Origin of the sequence: Micromonospora trifolii, from assembly GCF_050516465.1 — a bacterium.
GTDB classification, from domain to species: domain Bacteria; phylum Actinomycetota; class Actinomycetes; order Mycobacteriales; family Micromonosporaceae; genus Micromonospora; species Micromonospora trifolii.
On record NZ_CP191526.1, the window covers coordinates 1,581,289 to 1,595,631 of the forward strand.

Here is a 14,343-nt window from a genome sequence, read left to right on the forward strand (position 1 = left end):
TTCGCCGCCGCGGCCGGGCGGGACACCCCCAGCCCGGCCGCGGCGGCCGAGCGGCAGGGCTCCCCAGCGTTCTTCGGCGGGGACGCAACCTGATGGTCGTCCGGTCCCGTCGAGCTTGCGGAGGAGGGAGCCTCGATGGTGGATGCCGAGGGTGAGTTCGTGGAGTACGTCTCCGCGCGACTGCCGAGCCTGCATCGGACCGCGTTCCTGATGTGCGGCGACGCCCATCTGGCCGACGACGTGGTGCAGCAGACGGTCACGGCGCTCTTCGTGAACTGGCGCCGGGTCAGCCGGGCCGACAACGTCGACGCGTACGTACATCGGATGCTGGTGCACAAGCTCGTCGATGAGAAGCGGTTGAGCTGGGCGAAGGTTCGGCTGCTGGGGGCGGTGCCGGAGCCGGAGCGCTCGCCGGTGACGCCGCACGACGACCTGGCCGAGCGGGACAGCCTGCTCGCCGCGCTCGCCCGCCTCCCGCGCGGCCAGCGCACCGTGCTGGTCCTGCGCTTCCTGTGCGACCTGTCGCTGACCGACACGGCCGCCGCGATGGGCTGCTCCGAAGGCAACGTGAAGTCGCAGACGGCTCGGGCGTTGGCGGCCGTCCGCCAGATGCTCGACGTCACCGAGATGTCAGTGAGGAGTCCGAGATGACCATGGAAGACGATCAGCGGATCGCCGAGCTGCTCCGGTCGGTGCCGGTACCGGAGCCGCGGGTCGACCTGAGCCGGGCGGTCCGCGACGGCCGGCGGCGCCGTCAGCGTCGGCGCGTCGGCGGGATCGCCGCGCTGACGGTGCTGGCCGGGATCGGTGTCGTGGGTGCCGTCCAGGTCGGCGGGACCGCCAGCCCGCCGATTCCCACCACGCCGCCGCTCGCGGTGTCACCGGCGGGGACCGGGTCGGCCGCCCCGCGCCCACCGGTCACCTGCCAGGCGTCGTGGTTGCCGCAGCCGGTCGGCGGTCCGGTAGCGGTGGCCAACCGAGTCGACCCCACCGGGCGGCACATCGTCGGCGACATCGGAACCGGGCGGGAGGACGGACGGGTCGTGCTGTGGACCGACGGCCGGCCGGTAGTCCTGCCGGCTGCCGCGCGGCACGCGGCGGCGGTCAACGCCAGCGGCGACGTGGTCGGCACCAACGGCGACGGCGCCGGCTGGCTGTACCGGGACGGGAAGCTGCGTTTCCTGGACACCCCGCCCGGCTACGAGGCGGTGCTCGTGCACGCGGTCAACGGCCGGGGCGACATCGTCGGCACCGCGCGCAGGTCCGACGACTCCCACCAGGCTGTGCTGTGGTCGACGGACCACCCCGAGAAGCACCGGCTGGTCGGCCAGCGGGGGTCGTCCGCGACCGGGATCACCGAGGACGGCACGATCGTCGGCAACGTAGGCGAACGGCCCTACCGGTGGACGCCGCAGGGCGTCGGGGCGGCGCTGACGGTGCCCGACGGCTACCCGCGGGCGTCGGTCGACTCGGCGCGGGGCGAATGGGCGATCGGCATGGTTCCCGGCGGCCGGCGGAACGGCGCCGTGCAGATGCTGCCGGTGCGGTGGAATCTCGCCACCGGAGCGGTGAGCCTGTTGCCCTTCCCGGGGGCGAGCGGCATCGCCGGCAATGGTGATGTGCTGGTCGCCGACGGTGCGCCGCTGGTCGTGGCCCCGGACGGCACCTCCCGCTGGTTGCCGGGCCGACCCGAGGTCCGGGCGACCGAGGCGGGCACGTACATGGCCGAGGGGATCAGCGACGACGGTCTGACGGTGGTCGGGGCCGTCTACGAGAACCAGGCATACCGGCCGCTGGTCTGGCGGTGCACACGCTGAGGGGCTTCACGTGGTGGTGGACGGTCGCGGCGCCCAGGTGCCCGCGGCGCTGGCGATCAGGAGTATCACCGCTGGTAGGAACGCGACACCGATGCCCAGCCCGAGCAGCAGACCCCATCCGGTGAGGACGAGCGCGGCCACCAGATCGGCGACCAGGGTCAGCCGACCGACCCGCTGCGCGAGAACGGGCAGCAGCGCCGCGACGACGGGAACGCCGAGCAGATAGCTGGCCGCGGCGCCCGAGTCGTCCACGGTGAAGGGAGCCAGCGCGGCGGCCACCAGGGCGGTGATCGCCAGGGCCGACCATCTGAGCACCGACCGGCTGTCGGCCGGCTTGCCGACCAGGACCACGAGACCGACGAGCAGGACGCCCACGATTGCGCCGACGGTCGCCAGACCAGTCATCTCGTTCTCCTCGACCGCCGCAGGTGGCGTTCAATCGAAGGCGGCGGATCGCCGTCTCCGCGTCTCACGATACGGCTGGTCGGACAGCCGCACGAGATCCGACGTCCAGCGTCTACCCCGACACGACCCGTTGAGCGGACGTCAGCCGGCGTCCAGCACCTCCCGCAGCCGCGCGGCGAACTCCTCGGGCTTGCCCGCGTAGCCGAACTCGCCGCCGAGGAACCCGCCGTGGTGGCTCGGGAACACCACGGCCTCCTGGCCGAGCAGCGCCGCGAGGCCCAGGGCGGTGCGAGCGGTGTACGTGCCGGCGGACTCCTCGCCGACCGCGACCAGGATCCGGGTGGGCGCGGCGGTGAGCACGCTCGCGTCGGGACGGTAGTCGGTGATCGCCCATGAGTTCTGCGACAGCAGTGGATCGTCGCGGCGGCCATCGTCGTCGGCGGCCATGCCGAACATCGCCGGGTCGGGAACGGGCTGGGCGAAGTAGGCATCGGTGAACTCGCCCTGCCAGGACGTCATGGCGATGAACGCGGCCATCCCCGCACCCGAGCCCTTCGCCTGGTACGCCTCATAGAAGCCGGCTCGGGCGCGCTCGGCGGCCGGGGCGTCGGGGAGCACAGCGTTGATCGGCGGTTCGTGCGCCACCAGGGTGGCGACGTCGTCGGGGTGGGTGGCGACCAGCTCGAGCGCGGTCACCGCGCCGCCGCTGCTGGCGAACACGTCGACCGGACCGACGTCGAGCGCCTGGACGAGCGCGTGCAGGTCGGCGGCCTGCTGCTGGGGCGTGTGGTCGGACCGACCGTCCTTGCGGACGCTGCGGCCCAGGCCACGCGGGTCGTAGGTGAGGACCGTGCGGTCCGTGAAGTGCGGGGCGAGCGCGGTGAAGCCCTCCGCCGTCATCGGCTGGCCGATCATGAGTAGTGCACGATGGGTGCCAGCGGGGGGAAGCGGGCCGCGGACGTCGTAGACTAGGTCGACGCCGGGAATGACGAGGGTGTGCGTCTGGATGTCCTGCATCCGATGAGACTACGGCCGGCTGACCTGAGTCGGGGTGCCTTGAGGACGGCGAGCCACCCGGTTCTTCGGGACGGCGCTCGTGTGTCGGCCCGCGCGGGGCGAGGGTCTGGGGCTACCGATCGGTGGCGCGGCGGATGGCCGCGGCCACCTGCGACGAGTCGTGGCCGGGCTCGACTCCGTCGACGAGAATCACCTCGCCGGTGAGGTGCCTCGTCCGCAAGGGCTTGATCTCCTGATAGTCGCTGGACTGGTACCAGGAGCGGGCCTGGGTCAGGTCGGGAAACTCGATGACGATCACATCGCCGGGCCAGTCGCCCTCCAGGACGTCGATGGCGCCGCCGTGGACGATGAACCGGCCCGCGAAGGGCGCGAGGGTGGCGTCGATTCGCTCCAGGTACGTCAGCACCTCGGCGTGGACGGGTGCCTTGCGGAGGTGTGCGAGTGCGTACGCGGTCATGATTGCCTGTCCTTTGCGTCCGGTCTTCTGCCCTGGGTCGCGGTGGTGGCGGGCGGCGTGGGCCGCCACGTCACGGCACCGGATCGGTCGTGCCGGAAGAACTATCTCCGCTGTCCTGGTGGGCTGTCGATTACCTCGCAGGTAATGGCCCGGGTGCCGGCGCGGAACTAGGGTCGCTGAGTGATGATCTCGACCCGGCCGGGGCGACCAGTGGGGGAGCTGCTGCGTGACTGGCGCCGAACTCGCGGAATGAGCCAGCTCGACCTGTCGATCGAGGCGGGAGTGTCGACCCGGCATCTGAGCTTCGTCGAGACCGGGCGATCCCGGCCGAGCCCCGACCTCATCCTGCGGCTGGCCGAACACCTGGAGATGCCGCTGGCCGAGCGCAACACGATGCTGCTGGCCGGCGGGTACGCGCCCGCCTACCCGCGCCACGAACTGAGCGACCCCGAGCTGGCGCCGGTACGTGCCGCCGTACGGCAGATCCTCGACGGTCACCGCCCGTACCCCGCGCTGCTCGTGGACCAGCACTGGCACCTCGTCGACGCCAACCCTGCCGTCGCCCTGTTCACCATGGACGCGCAGCCGCACCTGCTCACCCCACCGATCAACGTGCTGCGCCTCAGCCTGCACCCCGACGGTCTGGCACCGCGCATCGTCAACCTGCCCGAGTGGCGCGCCCACCTGCTGAAACGGCTGCACCAGCAGGCGGCGTCAACCAACGACCCGATCCTGTACGACCTGCACGAGGAGCTTCGCGGCTACCCCGGTGACGACGTCGCCACGACACCGGTCAGCGATGCCCTCTCCCGTGTTCTCGTGCCGCTGCGATACCGGCACGGCGACCAGGAGCTGTCCTTCGTCAGCACCACGACCCTCTTCGGTACGCCGCGGGATGTCACAGTCGCCGGGCTGGCCGTCGAGGCGTTCTTTCCCGCCGACTCGGCGACCACGCAAGCCCTCCGAGCCCGTGCCGATCGTGACTCGGCTGCTGCCCGTCACCCTGCGGGAGCGGGCGGCGGCTGACGGAACGCGTCGTCGATGATGCCGGGCATCCGCCGGGCCACTCCGGCGAGGAGATCCGCGACCTGCACGCGCGGATCGTCGCGGGAGTCGACCATCACCAGCCCCGCCAGGGGTGACACCCCGTTCGGCAACGCCCCGGCCCGGTCGCCGCCGGCCGACCGTGGGTGGCCATCGACGGCCAGCACCCGCTGGAGGCGGGTCAGCCGGTCGGCCGTCAGGGCGCTCTGCTCGTCGTGGGTCACCAACACCTGCCGCTGGCCGCCGCTCCAGGACAGGACTGTCTCCGCCAGCGCCGGCAGCAGCGGTTCCAGCGGGGGAGGGACCGTGCGGTCGTCGACGTCGAGCCTGGCCACCACTGCTCGCACGTGGCTCGGGCTGAGCCCGTCGAGGACGGCGTCGGCCACCGTGCCAAGGCCGTGTCGCCGCAGCGCGTCCCGGGTCTGGAAGAACCGCTGCACGGTCTGCTCGACCGGAAGCCGCCGCTTCATCCGGACCAGATCGACGAACGCCGACAGGAAGGCGCCCCAGTCGCCTCCGGCCGAGCGCCCGGCCTCGTGCAGGGCGAGAGCCGCCGGGTGGTGCTCGCGGGCCAGGCGGGTGCCCGCCGCGTACGACGGCTCGGTCAGCAGGAAGTCCACGATTCGGGTGACGAGGAAGAACTCCTTGTCGATGAGGTGGACGTGCGCGCGGCCGGCGAGCGCCGCCAGGAACCACTCCAGTGCCTCCTGCGCACCCGAGCCGCGCAGGAACCGGCCGGACTTGAGCTCGTGCGGTGCGAACCGGAACCCGGACCGCAGGGCGGTGATGAGCGCGACCGCCTCGTTGACGACCAGGTCGACGCTCGCGTGCGTGATCACCGGGGCGGTCGAGTGCAGCAGGTTCGTACCCGAGAATCCCGACTCGTCGCAGGCGATCTCCACGACGGCCCCGACCACCACCGCGCCGCCGGGCGGTAGTCCACCTTGCAGAGGCGATCTCATCCCCGAGCTCCCGCCATGCCGCCCATGGTCACCCGTGCGCCGGCAGAGAACAACCTGATTGCGTACGGGAGCCGCTGCTCAGCGGTCGCGACAGCCGACCTGGTCGCCGATCTCCGGCGGAATGCCGAACGGGGTGCATTCGAGAGCACTGCCTTCGCCCAGCTTCTGCCACCTGCCGTCCGAGTGCTTGAACACCAGCACACCGTCGCCCTGCATCCCGGGGTCGACGGCGAGCACGCCGGCCGTGGCCCACTGCCTCGCGCAGCTGATGTGATCCGGGTCGATCCGGTGGGTGCTGGGCAATCCCGATGCGGCCTGCAGGGTCGCTGACTCGGCCGTCCGCCTCCGTACATCTGATGTATGTCCATCCGGGTGGGTGATCATCGGCGTGATTCTGACGGATCACCGTGTTGTGCCGGGTCGGTGCGCCGCTGCTCACCCGCCCGTGCGTCTTGCTGACCGGCCAGTGGGCCGCGCTGTCCACGCATCGATCGACCGTTGCCTATTCTGCGGCCCCGGAGTAACCTTCCCGAAACACATCAGATGTCTGGCTCGCCAAGGCCCGGCGTCGGCCTGCTCAGGCAGGGTCCCGGTTGGCTCCACCAAGCGGATCCCCATGTCGAGTCCCATAGTTGTCACGCTTCGGGGTGGCCGGACTGGTCACCGTTTGGAGGATCGATGTCAGACCTGACCCGACGGCAGGCCCTCAAGGTCGGCGCGGCCGGCGCGGGCGGTGCTCTCCTGCCGGTGCCTTGGACCGCCGTGGCGCGAGCGGACTCGGCGGCGCCGCCGCAGGTGTTGGCCGCCGGGGACCTCGCCCTCTGGTACGACGAAGGGGCCGGGACCGATTGGTTGCGGGCGCTGCCGATCGGCAACGGCCGGCTCGGGGCCATGGTCTTCGGCAACGTCGACACCGAGCGACTTCAGCTCAATGAGGACACCGTCTGGGCCGGTGGGCCGCACGACCCCAGCAACCCCCGAGGCGCGGGAGCGCTCGCGGAGATCCGGCGGCTGGTCAATGCGAACCAGTGGACCCAGGCCCAGGATCTGATCAACCAGACCATGATGGGCAACCCCGGGGGTCAGCTCGCCTACCAGACCGTCGGCAACCTCCGGCTGGCCTTCGGTTCCGCCAGTGGAGCGTCGCAGTACGACCGCACGCTCGACCTCACCACCGCCACCGTCACGACGTCGTACGTGCTGAACGGCGTTCGTCACCAGCGGGAGGTGCTTGCCAGCGCGCCCGACCAGGTCATCGCGATACGACTGACCGCCGACCGCGCCGGCTCGATCAGCTTCACCGCCACGTTCGACAGCCCGCAGCGCACCACGGTGTCCAGCCCGGACGGCACCACGATCGGCCTCGACGGCGTCTCCGGGAACATGGAGGGCGTCACCGGCGCGGTCCGTCTCCTCGCCCTGGCCAACGCGACAGTCAGCGGCGGCAGCGTGTCCAGCTCCGGCGGCACCCTGCGGGTGACCAACGCCAACAGCGTGACCCTGCTGATCTCCATCGGCTCCAGCTACGTCAACTACCGCAACGTCGGCGGCGACTACCAGGGCATCGCCCGGCAGCGCCTTACCGCCGCGCGGGCCAGCAGCTACGACCAGCTGCGCAGCCGGCACGTGGCCGACTACCAGGCATTGTTCGGCCGGGTCACTCTCGATCTGGGCCGCACGTCCGCGGCCGACCAGACGACGGATGTCCGGATCGCCCAACACAACAGCGTCAACGACCCGCAGTTCTCCACGCTGCTGTTCCAGTACGGCCGCTACCTGCTGATCTCGTCGTCGCGGCCCGGCACCCAGCCGGCCAACCTCCAGGGCATCTGGAACGACTCGCTGGCCCCGGCGTGGGACTCGAAGTACACGATCAACGCCAACCTGCCGATGAACTACTGGCCGGCCAACACCACGAACCTGGCCGAGTGTCACGGCCCGGTCTTCGACATGGTCAGAGATCTCGCCGTCGCCGGAGCGCGGACCGCCCAGGTGCAGTACGGGGCCGGTGGCTGGGTCACCCACCACAACACCGACGCGTGGCGGGCCACCGCGGTGGTGGACGGCGCGTTCTGGGGCATGTGGCAGACCGGCGGCGCCTGGCTGTCCACGTTGATCTGGGACCACTACCTGTTCAACGGCGACATCGAGTTCCTGCGGACGAACTACCCGGCCATGAAGGGCGCGGCGCAGTTCTTCCTCAACACCCTGGTGACCGAGCCGACCCTCGGTTACCTGGTGACCAACCCGTCGAACTCGCCGGAGCTCAGCCACCACGCGAACGCCAGCGTGTGCGCCGGCCCCACCATGGACAACCAGATCCTGCGGGACCTGTTCGACGCGTGCGCCCGGGCCAGCGAGATCCTCGACGTGGACAGCACCTTCCGGGCGCAGGTTCGCGCTACCCGGGACCGGCTCCCGCCCATGAAGGTCGGCTCGCGCGGCAACATCATGGAGTGGCTCTACGACTGGGTGGAGACCGAGCCCAACCACCGGCACATCTCGCACCTGTACGGGCTGGCCCCCAGCAACCAGATCACCAAGCGCGGTACCCCGCAGCTGTTCGAGGCGGCCCGGCGGACCCTCGCGCTGCGCGGTGACGACGGCACGGGCTGGTCACTGGCCTGGAAAATCAACTTCTGGGCTCGGATGGAGGAGGGCAAGCGGGCCCACGACTTGATCCGCTACCTCGCCACCACCGCGCGACTCGCGCCCAACATGTTCGACCTGCACCCGCCGTTCCAGATCGACGGCAACTTCGGCGCCACCGCCGGCATCGCCGAGATGCTGTTGCAGAGCCACGCCGGCGAGCTGCACGTCCTGCCCGCACTGCCGCCGGCCTGGCCGAGCGGGCGGGTGACCGGCCTGCGCGGTCGGGGTGGGCACACCGTCGGCGTCACCTGGGCGAGCGGTCTGGCCACCGAGATCCTCGTCCGACCGGACCGGGCCGGCACCGTCCGCCTGCGCTCGCGGATCCTGACCGGCACCGTCACGGTGGTCGACACCGCCGACGGTACGGCGGCCCGGACCACCCGGATCGAGTCCGACCTGATCGACGTCACGGTGCAGGCCGGACGCACCTACCGGGTCACCAGTTCCGGCGCCACCACGCCGACTTTGGAACAGAGCTTCAGCAACGTCGGCATCACCAGCGACAGCAACACCAACGTCGGCAACTTCGACGGCGGCGGGGCCTCGCTCTCCGCGCAGGCCCTGGCGCAGGCCGGTGCGAGCCCGGGCGGCACGGTGAGCCGCAACGGGGTCAACTTCCGCTGGCCCAACGTCAGCTCCGGGTCCGCCGACAACGCCATCGCCTCGGGCCAGACCATCGGCGTGACCGGCACCGGCAGCACGCTCGGCTTCCTGCTGACCGGCACCTACGGCGCGGTGTCGGGGACCGGCACGGTGGTGTACGCCGACGGCACCCGCCAGACGTTCACGTTGAGCACGCCCGACTGGTACGGCGGGCCGCACTCCGGGGGCACCGCGGCCATCGTGTCCGCGTACCAGAACCGGCCCAACAACGGCCGCCAGGCCACCGCCGCCTGCATCTACTACGTGGGTGTCGCGTTGCAGAGCAAGGCGGTGGCCTCTGTCGTGTTGCCCAACATCAGCGCCCGGCCCGCCACGAACGTGCCGACCATGCACATCTTCGCCATCGCGGTCGGGGGCTGACGGCAACGGATCCTGCTCGGGGGAGCGCGACCGGGCCCGTCCCAACCGGGGACGGGCCCGGTCGCGGTGTCAGGGCACGATCGCGTACACCCGCATGCCGGGCCGGTCCCGGCGTCGGTCGCCTCCGTCGGGGCGGACGCGGTATTGAGCGATATACCTCAGAGGTATGAATATGACTCTGAGGTATACCGCTCAACCGCACATCCGCATGCCGGGCCAGCCAACACGCAGTTAGGACTTACTCGTTAGCGGATGCGCTCGCCGCGGCTCTCGATCCGGAAGTAGTCGAAGGCGACGTCCAGGTCGGTGGAGGTGCCGGCGCGGTTGAAGGCCAGCAGCCCGGCCTTCGTCGGCTCGACGTTCAGCGTCTGGGAGCCGAGGTAGCGGTAGACGCTTCCGTCGTTGGAGTAGTAGGCGCGGTAGCTGTCCCCGATCTTGGTCAGTCGCAGCCAGATGGCGCCGTCAGCCCCGACGATCCGCTGGGCGTCGGCACCGGTGATCTCCAGGGTCGACGCGGTGCCGTTCTGCTCGCGCAGGAAGACGATCCGGGTCTTGTTGACGGCGGCGGTCGCGTTGCCCATCTCCCAGGCGAGCTTCACGTAGTTGTTGTCGTCCGCGTACCCGAGCACACCGCCCTGCTCGTTGTTGGTGGCGAGTGGGCGGGAGAAGACGACCCTGGACTCGGCCGTCCAGTCGCCGTCGACGTCCTGGAGGGCCAGGTTCCTCGCGGTGTTGGCGTTGCCCTGGAGGTCGCCCTGCTGCGCGGTGACGACCAGGGACCCGTCGGCCAGACGTCGGTTGCTCTCGTCCGGCCGGACCCACTGCCACTGCGGGCCGAGCTGGGTCGAGCCGAACTCGTCGCTGCCGGTGATGGTGGTGTTCAGGTCCACGGTGTAGGTCGACGAGGCTGCGCCGTTGGTGACGGTGACCCGGGCCTGCCCGGTGGGGCTGGTCGCCTGCTCGACCGCGACCGTGGCGGCGGGGTCGGCGGCGCTGGCGGTGACCGTCGGCACGGTCGTGGTGCCGGCCGGCACGAGGGCGTTGTAGCGCAGCACCGTCGGCGCGAAGGACGCCAGGCGCTTGCCGTCGACGCGCAGGGCCGTCAGCGTCGTGTCGGGCACCAGGTTGAAGACGTAGTTCTTCACCAGAGGGCCGAAGAAGCTCTCCGTCGTGACCTTGACGACCGCCTGACCGGGTACGCCGGCCGCCTGGCGGATGATCTCGTAGCGGGCCTTCCGGTCGGCCGTCCGCACCTTGGTGATCGTCGGCGACGCCCCGGCCGGCACCGGGATCGTGTACGAAGTGTCCGAGAGGTTGAAGCCGCCGAACCTCTTCCCGTTCACGACGATCGTGGCGGACAGTGGCGCGTCGTCGACCGGGACGTCCCGCCCGCTGAACTCCTTCCAGTAGTTCACCGAGGTGTCCCGCCAGTCGGCGGCGTCCGCCTCGTGCACCGCCAGTTTGGCGCGTACCTCAGCGAACCGGCGTGCGTCGATGTCGGGTTGGAGCGCGTCCCAGGTCTCCCGCATCCAGGTCACGTACTGCACGCCCATCTGGTAGCGGTAGACCAGCTCGTCCCAGAACGTCCGGCCGTTGTCCATCCGATGGCCCCACGGCACGTGGTGGAACCACATCAGCAGGTTCTCCGGGACCGAGTTGATGTTCCCGTAGCGCTGCTGCAACCGGGGGAAGTACTGGGCGGCCAGGTTGCTGCCGGTGGGGGAGCGGTCGAAGCCCAGACCGACGCTGTCGGCCTTGTTGTAGTAGATCGGGCTCCAGTCGTCGCGGCCCGCCCAGTCGGCGGGGTCGGGGCGGTAGTGGACGCCCTCGGCGAACTGGTGGCCGATGCCCAGCGGCGTCTGGTAGCTGACCAGCGACTCCCACGACCCCATCATCATCGCGCGGATGGTGTCGACGACGCGCCGGTCGTTGCTCCAGGTCATCCGCGTCCAGTCGGTCGCGATGTCCGTCGAGTCGAGCGTCCAGTCCCACGCCTGGCGACCGAAGGCGAACAGGTTCGCCTGGGCGAAGTGGTGCCCGGTCAGGTTGTCGGCGTTGCCGAGGTTGGCGACACCCACGATGGCGGTGTCCGGGTGGTGCTGGGCGGTCCCGTCGACGATGTTGCCGACCAGGCGCTTCTTGAGCAGCTTCCCGTTCGCCTCGGTCGCGTACGTGTCGGTCTTGAGGATCTCCTCGTACATCGGGCCGAGGTAGGCCAGCATCCAGTTCTGGCCGGTGTACTCCTGCGTGATCTGGAGTTCGAGGGCCTGGTTGGTGTTCTCCATCCGGCCGAACATCGGGTGGATGGGCTCCCGGGCCTGGAAGTCCAGTGGCCCGTTCTTGGTCTGGAGGAACACGTTGTCGGCGAAGCGTCCCCGGCTGCCGTCCGGCTGGACCTCGTCGTCGATCGGCCCGAACTCCAGGTAGGCCCGCTTGAGCCGGTCGTTGTCGACCTCGGCGTTGTAGACGAACGTCCGCCAGTGCACTGTCATCCCGAGCGGCGCCACCGCGGCGGCGATGGCGTTGGCGCCGTCACCGTGGTCGTACCCGAAGTCCTGTGGCCCCGGCTGGCCCTCGGAGTTGGCCTTGACGGTGAGGCCCATGAAGTCCGGGATCGCGGCCTGGATCTGCTGGGCCCGGCGGTGCCACCAGCCCCGGAAATCGGCGCCGTACGGATCGAGTTGGCTGTTGGTCAGCGTGTCCGGCGCGAACCGGCTGTCGGTGGGCGCGGTGTAGCGGATCGACAGGCCCAGCCTGATGCCGTACGGACGCAGCGCGTCGGCGAGGGCGGCCTCCTGGGCGATGCGGGCGCTGGTCAGGTACGCGTTGTCGGCGTTGACGTTGTTGATGGTGATGCCGTTGATGCCCAGGGACGCCAACGCGCGGGCCATGACGAGGTAGCGGTCGAGGATGACGGGCAGGTTCCGGCCGGCGCTGGCACCGGTCGCGGCGAAGTTGAAGATCGCCCCGCTCTCCCCGTTCAGCCCGCCGATTCCGGAGGCGTTGTTACCGGCGTAGAGGCGCTCGGTCTCCCAGTTGTTCAGCAACCGATGCTTGATCTTCGGTGACTCGGCGACGCGGAGGTGGTCGATGGGTTTCTGGGTCTGTAGCAGCCGGAGGAAGGCGAAGGTGCCGTACAGCGCGCCGAGGTCGGTGTTGCCGGCGATGACGGTGAACCGTGACCTGCCCTTCGACACCGAGCGGACGAGGTAACCCTCGTCGCCCACCTTGGCCAGGTCGCGGGTCGCGATGGTGCGGCCCACCAGCGGAGAACTCGTCGGCGTGCCCACCACGATCGCGCCGTCGGGGACCGCGTCGCCGTCGACCGTCGCCACTGGTGTCGGCTGACCGAGCAGCCCGCCCAGGCCGCGGACCAGTTCGTCCCGGGCGGCGCCCAGCGTGGTCTCGACGAGCTTCTCGGTGGAGCCGGGGGCCATGGCGAGGTCCGTCGTGTGCCGGTGGACCTTCGTGGTGTCGGCGTTCTCGACCACGATCGCCGTGGCCGCGCGGCGGTAGTCGCGCAGTAGCTTCGCGTCGTCGACCGGCACGTACCGCAGCCACAGGTCGGAGCCGCTGTAGTCGTCCGGCGACGGGGCCGCGGCGACCGGCGTGGTGGTGGCGACCGTGAGGGTGGCCGCGACGGTGGCCAGTGCCGTGCCCAGCACGATGAGGGTTCGCCGTAGCCGGGGCACCGAAGCTCGGTTCATCGCCATCTCCTCGTTCGTCCGCTGGAGACGCCGTTCGGCCCGTCCGGCGAGCGCAACGACGTTGCTGGATGGATGCGCGTCGATCCTTCCGGGCGTCGCTCCGCCTCGGCAACGAGTTGTCGTTTCTTGTCGCGGGGCCGTGCGGCCCTCACGGCAGGTGGGCCGCCGGGCCGGGAACGGGCCGCTGCCGTACCCACGACGGTCGGGCCCGACCGGGGCTCAGGTTGCGCACGGCCGTCGAGTCGCGGACCACGAGGCGTACCGGCAGGACCATCGGCCGGCCGGTGTGCCCGGGCGCCCCCTCGATCATCGTGAGCAGGTGCCGGGTAGCGGCCGAGCCCTCCGCGTAGAGCGGTGCCGCGACAGTGGTGAGCCCGGGCGTGACGATGTCGGCGGCGAGGATGTTGTCGAAGCCCACGACGCTGACGTCGCCCGGAACGTTGACGCCCATCCGGCTGAGACCGCGGATGATCCCGATGGCCATCTGGTCGTTGAAGGCCAGGACCGCCGTCGCGGGACGCGCGTACAGCTCCTGCGCCGCCCGCTCACCGCCCGCCATCGTGGGACTGAACGGCCCGATCTGGCGAACCTTGATCTCCAGCTCCATGCCCGCCTCGAGCAGCGAGCGCCAGCGCACGCCATTGGGCCAGGACGCCTGCGGCCCCGCGACGTAGATGATGTGGTCGTGCCCCAGCTCGCCGAGGTGCTCGGCGGCCCGCCGCACCCCACGAGGGTCGTCCGTGACGACGCACGGCACGTCGGCGAGAGCGCGGTTGAGGACCACCACCGGCCGCTGCTTGGCGACCATCCGGATGGCCGAGTCGGACATCCGGCTGCTGGCCAGCACGATGCCGTCGACGGTCGACATGGTGCGTTCGACCGCCGCCCGTTCGAGCCGGTCGGACTCCTGGGCGTCGATCAGCACTGTGGTGTATTCGCCGTCGGCCGCCACCTCCTGCGCGCCGCGCACGATCTCCGCGTACACCGGATTGGTGATGTCGGCGATGACCAGCGCGATCATCTGCGTACGGGACGTGGTGAGGGCGCGAGCGAGGGGGTTGGTCCGGTAGCCCAGCCGCTCGGCGACCTGCCGGATCCGTTCGGCGGTCTCGGAGTTGACGCGACTCGGTCGGGAGAAGGCGCGGGACACCGTGGACGGTGAGACGTCCGCCTCGAGGGCGACGTCGTAGATCGTGACTCGCTTTCCCGGCGGCCTGGTGTGGTCGGGCATCTTCATGCTCCTCCCGGCTAGCGCCGTG

At 70.5% G+C, this 14,343-nt stretch carries 11 protein-coding genes; 4 read left to right on the forward strand and 7 right to left on the reverse strand.

Annotation, left to right across the window (positions count from 1 at the left end):
* Positions 1-135: 135 nt before the first annotated feature.
* Positions 136-651 (forward strand): SigE family RNA polymerase sigma factor, encoded by a 516-nt coding sequence (locus ACQRWP_RS07195; protein WP_430501361.1) that lies wholly within the window; start codon positions 136-138, stop codon positions 649-651.
* Positions 648-1,817, forward strand: coding sequence for a hypothetical protein (locus ACQRWP_RS07200; protein ID WP_430501362.1), 1,170 nt, complete (start codon positions 648-650; stop codon positions 1,815-1,817). The genes ACQRWP_RS07195 and ACQRWP_RS07200 overlap by 4 nt, the downstream gene beginning before the upstream one ends.
* Before the next feature lie 6 nt (positions 1,818-1,823).
* Here ACQRWP_RS07200 and ACQRWP_RS07205 read toward each other — a convergent pair whose 3' ends face one another.
* From ACQRWP_RS07205 to ACQRWP_RS07215, 3 genes are all read right to left on the reverse strand, one after another.
* Positions 1,824-2,222, reverse strand: coding sequence for a hypothetical protein (locus ACQRWP_RS07205; RefSeq protein WP_430501363.1), 399 nt, complete (start codon positions 2,220-2,222; stop codon positions 1,824-1,826).
* A gap of 141 nt (positions 2,223-2,363) precedes the next feature.
* A complete protein-coding gene (locus ACQRWP_RS07210; RefSeq protein ID WP_430501364.1) occupies positions 2,364-3,239 on the reverse strand; it encodes an alpha/beta fold hydrolase in 876 nt (291 codons plus the stop codon).
* 112 nt (positions 3,240-3,351) lie between these two features.
* A complete protein-coding gene (locus tag ACQRWP_RS07215; protein ID WP_430501365.1) occupies positions 3,352-3,696 on the reverse strand; it encodes a DUF1330 domain-containing protein in 345 nt (114 codons plus the stop codon).
* A gap of 183 nt (positions 3,697-3,879) precedes the next feature.
* On the opposite strand from ACQRWP_RS07215, the gene ACQRWP_RS07220 reads away from it, so the two are divergent.
* On the forward strand, positions 3,880-4,722 hold the full coding sequence (locus ACQRWP_RS07220) for a helix-turn-helix domain-containing protein (RefSeq protein ID WP_430503149.1): 843 nt from the start codon (positions 3,880-3,882) through the stop codon (positions 4,720-4,722).
* Here the strand turns inward: ACQRWP_RS07220 and ACQRWP_RS07225 are convergent.
* The gene (locus ACQRWP_RS07225) at positions 4,695-5,702 is read right to left on the reverse strand and encodes a DUF3800 domain-containing protein (RefSeq protein WP_430501366.1); all 1,008 of its coding nucleotides are present in this window, start codon (positions 5,700-5,702) and stop codon (positions 4,695-4,697) included. The genes ACQRWP_RS07220 and ACQRWP_RS07225 overlap by 28 nt on opposite strands.
* A 78-nt stretch (positions 5,703-5,780) precedes the next feature.
* Positions 5,781-6,086, reverse strand: a complete 306-nt coding sequence (locus ACQRWP_RS07230; protein WP_430501367.1) for a hypothetical protein — start codon at positions 6,084-6,086, stop codon at positions 5,781-5,783.
* A gap of 294 nt (positions 6,087-6,380) precedes the next feature.
* Here ACQRWP_RS07230 and ACQRWP_RS07235 point away from each other — a divergent pair, with 294 nt between their 5' ends.
* The gene (locus tag ACQRWP_RS07235; protein ID WP_430501368.1) at positions 6,381-9,377 is read left to right on the forward strand and encodes a glycoside hydrolase family 95 protein; all 2,997 of its coding nucleotides are present in this window, start codon (positions 6,381-6,383) and stop codon (positions 9,375-9,377) included.
* A gap of 245 nt (positions 9,378-9,622) precedes the next feature.
* Here ACQRWP_RS07235 and ACQRWP_RS07240 read toward each other — a convergent pair whose 3' ends face one another.
* Positions 9,623-13,084: an alpha-glucuronidase family glycosyl hydrolase gene (locus ACQRWP_RS07240; protein ID WP_430501369.1), complete on the reverse strand. Its 3,462-nt coding sequence runs from the start codon at positions 13,082-13,084 to the stop codon at positions 9,623-9,625.
* A gap of 148 nt (positions 13,085-13,232) precedes the next feature.
* Positions 13,233-14,315, reverse strand: a complete 1,083-nt coding sequence (locus ACQRWP_RS07245) for a LacI family DNA-binding transcriptional regulator (protein ID WP_430501370.1) — start codon at positions 14,313-14,315, stop codon at positions 13,233-13,235.
* Positions 14,316-14,343: the final 28 nt, after the last annotated feature.

Bases quoted from the DNA above. Each gene is read 5' to 3' on its own strand.
- ACQRWP_RS07230 (WP_430501367.1), bottom strand. From the start codon at position 6,086: ATGATCACCCACCCGGATGGACATACATCAGATGTACGGAGGCGGACG.
- ACQRWP_RS07210 (WP_430501364.1), bottom strand. From the start codon at position 3,239: ATGCAGGACATCCAGACGCACACCCTCGTCATTCCCGGCGTCGACCTA.
- ACQRWP_RS07220 (WP_430503149.1), top strand. From the start codon at position 3,880: ATGATCTCGACCCGGCCGGGGCGACCAGTGGGGGAGCTGCTGCGTGAC.
- ACQRWP_RS07245 (WP_430501370.1), bottom strand. From the start codon at position 14,315: ATGCCCGACCACACCAGGCCGCCGGGAAAGCGAGTCACGATCTACGAC.
- ACQRWP_RS07200 (WP_430501362.1), top strand. From the start codon at position 648: ATGACCATGGAAGACGATCAGCGGATCGCCGAGCTGCTCCGGTCGGTG.
- ACQRWP_RS07225 (WP_430501366.1), bottom strand. From the start codon at position 5,702: ATGAGATCGCCTCTGCAAGGTGGACTACCGCCCGGCGGCGCGGTGGTG.
- ACQRWP_RS07235 (WP_430501368.1), top strand. From the start codon at position 6,381: ATGTCAGACCTGACCCGACGGCAGGCCCTCAAGGTCGGCGCGGCCGGC.
- ACQRWP_RS07195 (WP_430501361.1), top strand. From the start codon at position 136: ATGGTGGATGCCGAGGGTGAGTTCGTGGAGTACGTCTCCGCGCGACTG.
- ACQRWP_RS07240 (WP_430501369.1), bottom strand. From the start codon at position 13,084: ATGAACCGAGCTTCGGTGCCCCGGCTACGGCGAACCCTCATCGTGCTG.
- ACQRWP_RS07215 (WP_430501365.1), bottom strand. From the start codon at position 3,696: ATGACCGCGTACGCACTCGCACACCTCCGCAAGGCACCCGTCCACGCC.
- ACQRWP_RS07205 (WP_430501363.1), bottom strand. From the start codon at position 2,222: ATGACTGGTCTGGCGACCGTCGGCGCAATCGTGGGCGTCCTGCTCGTC.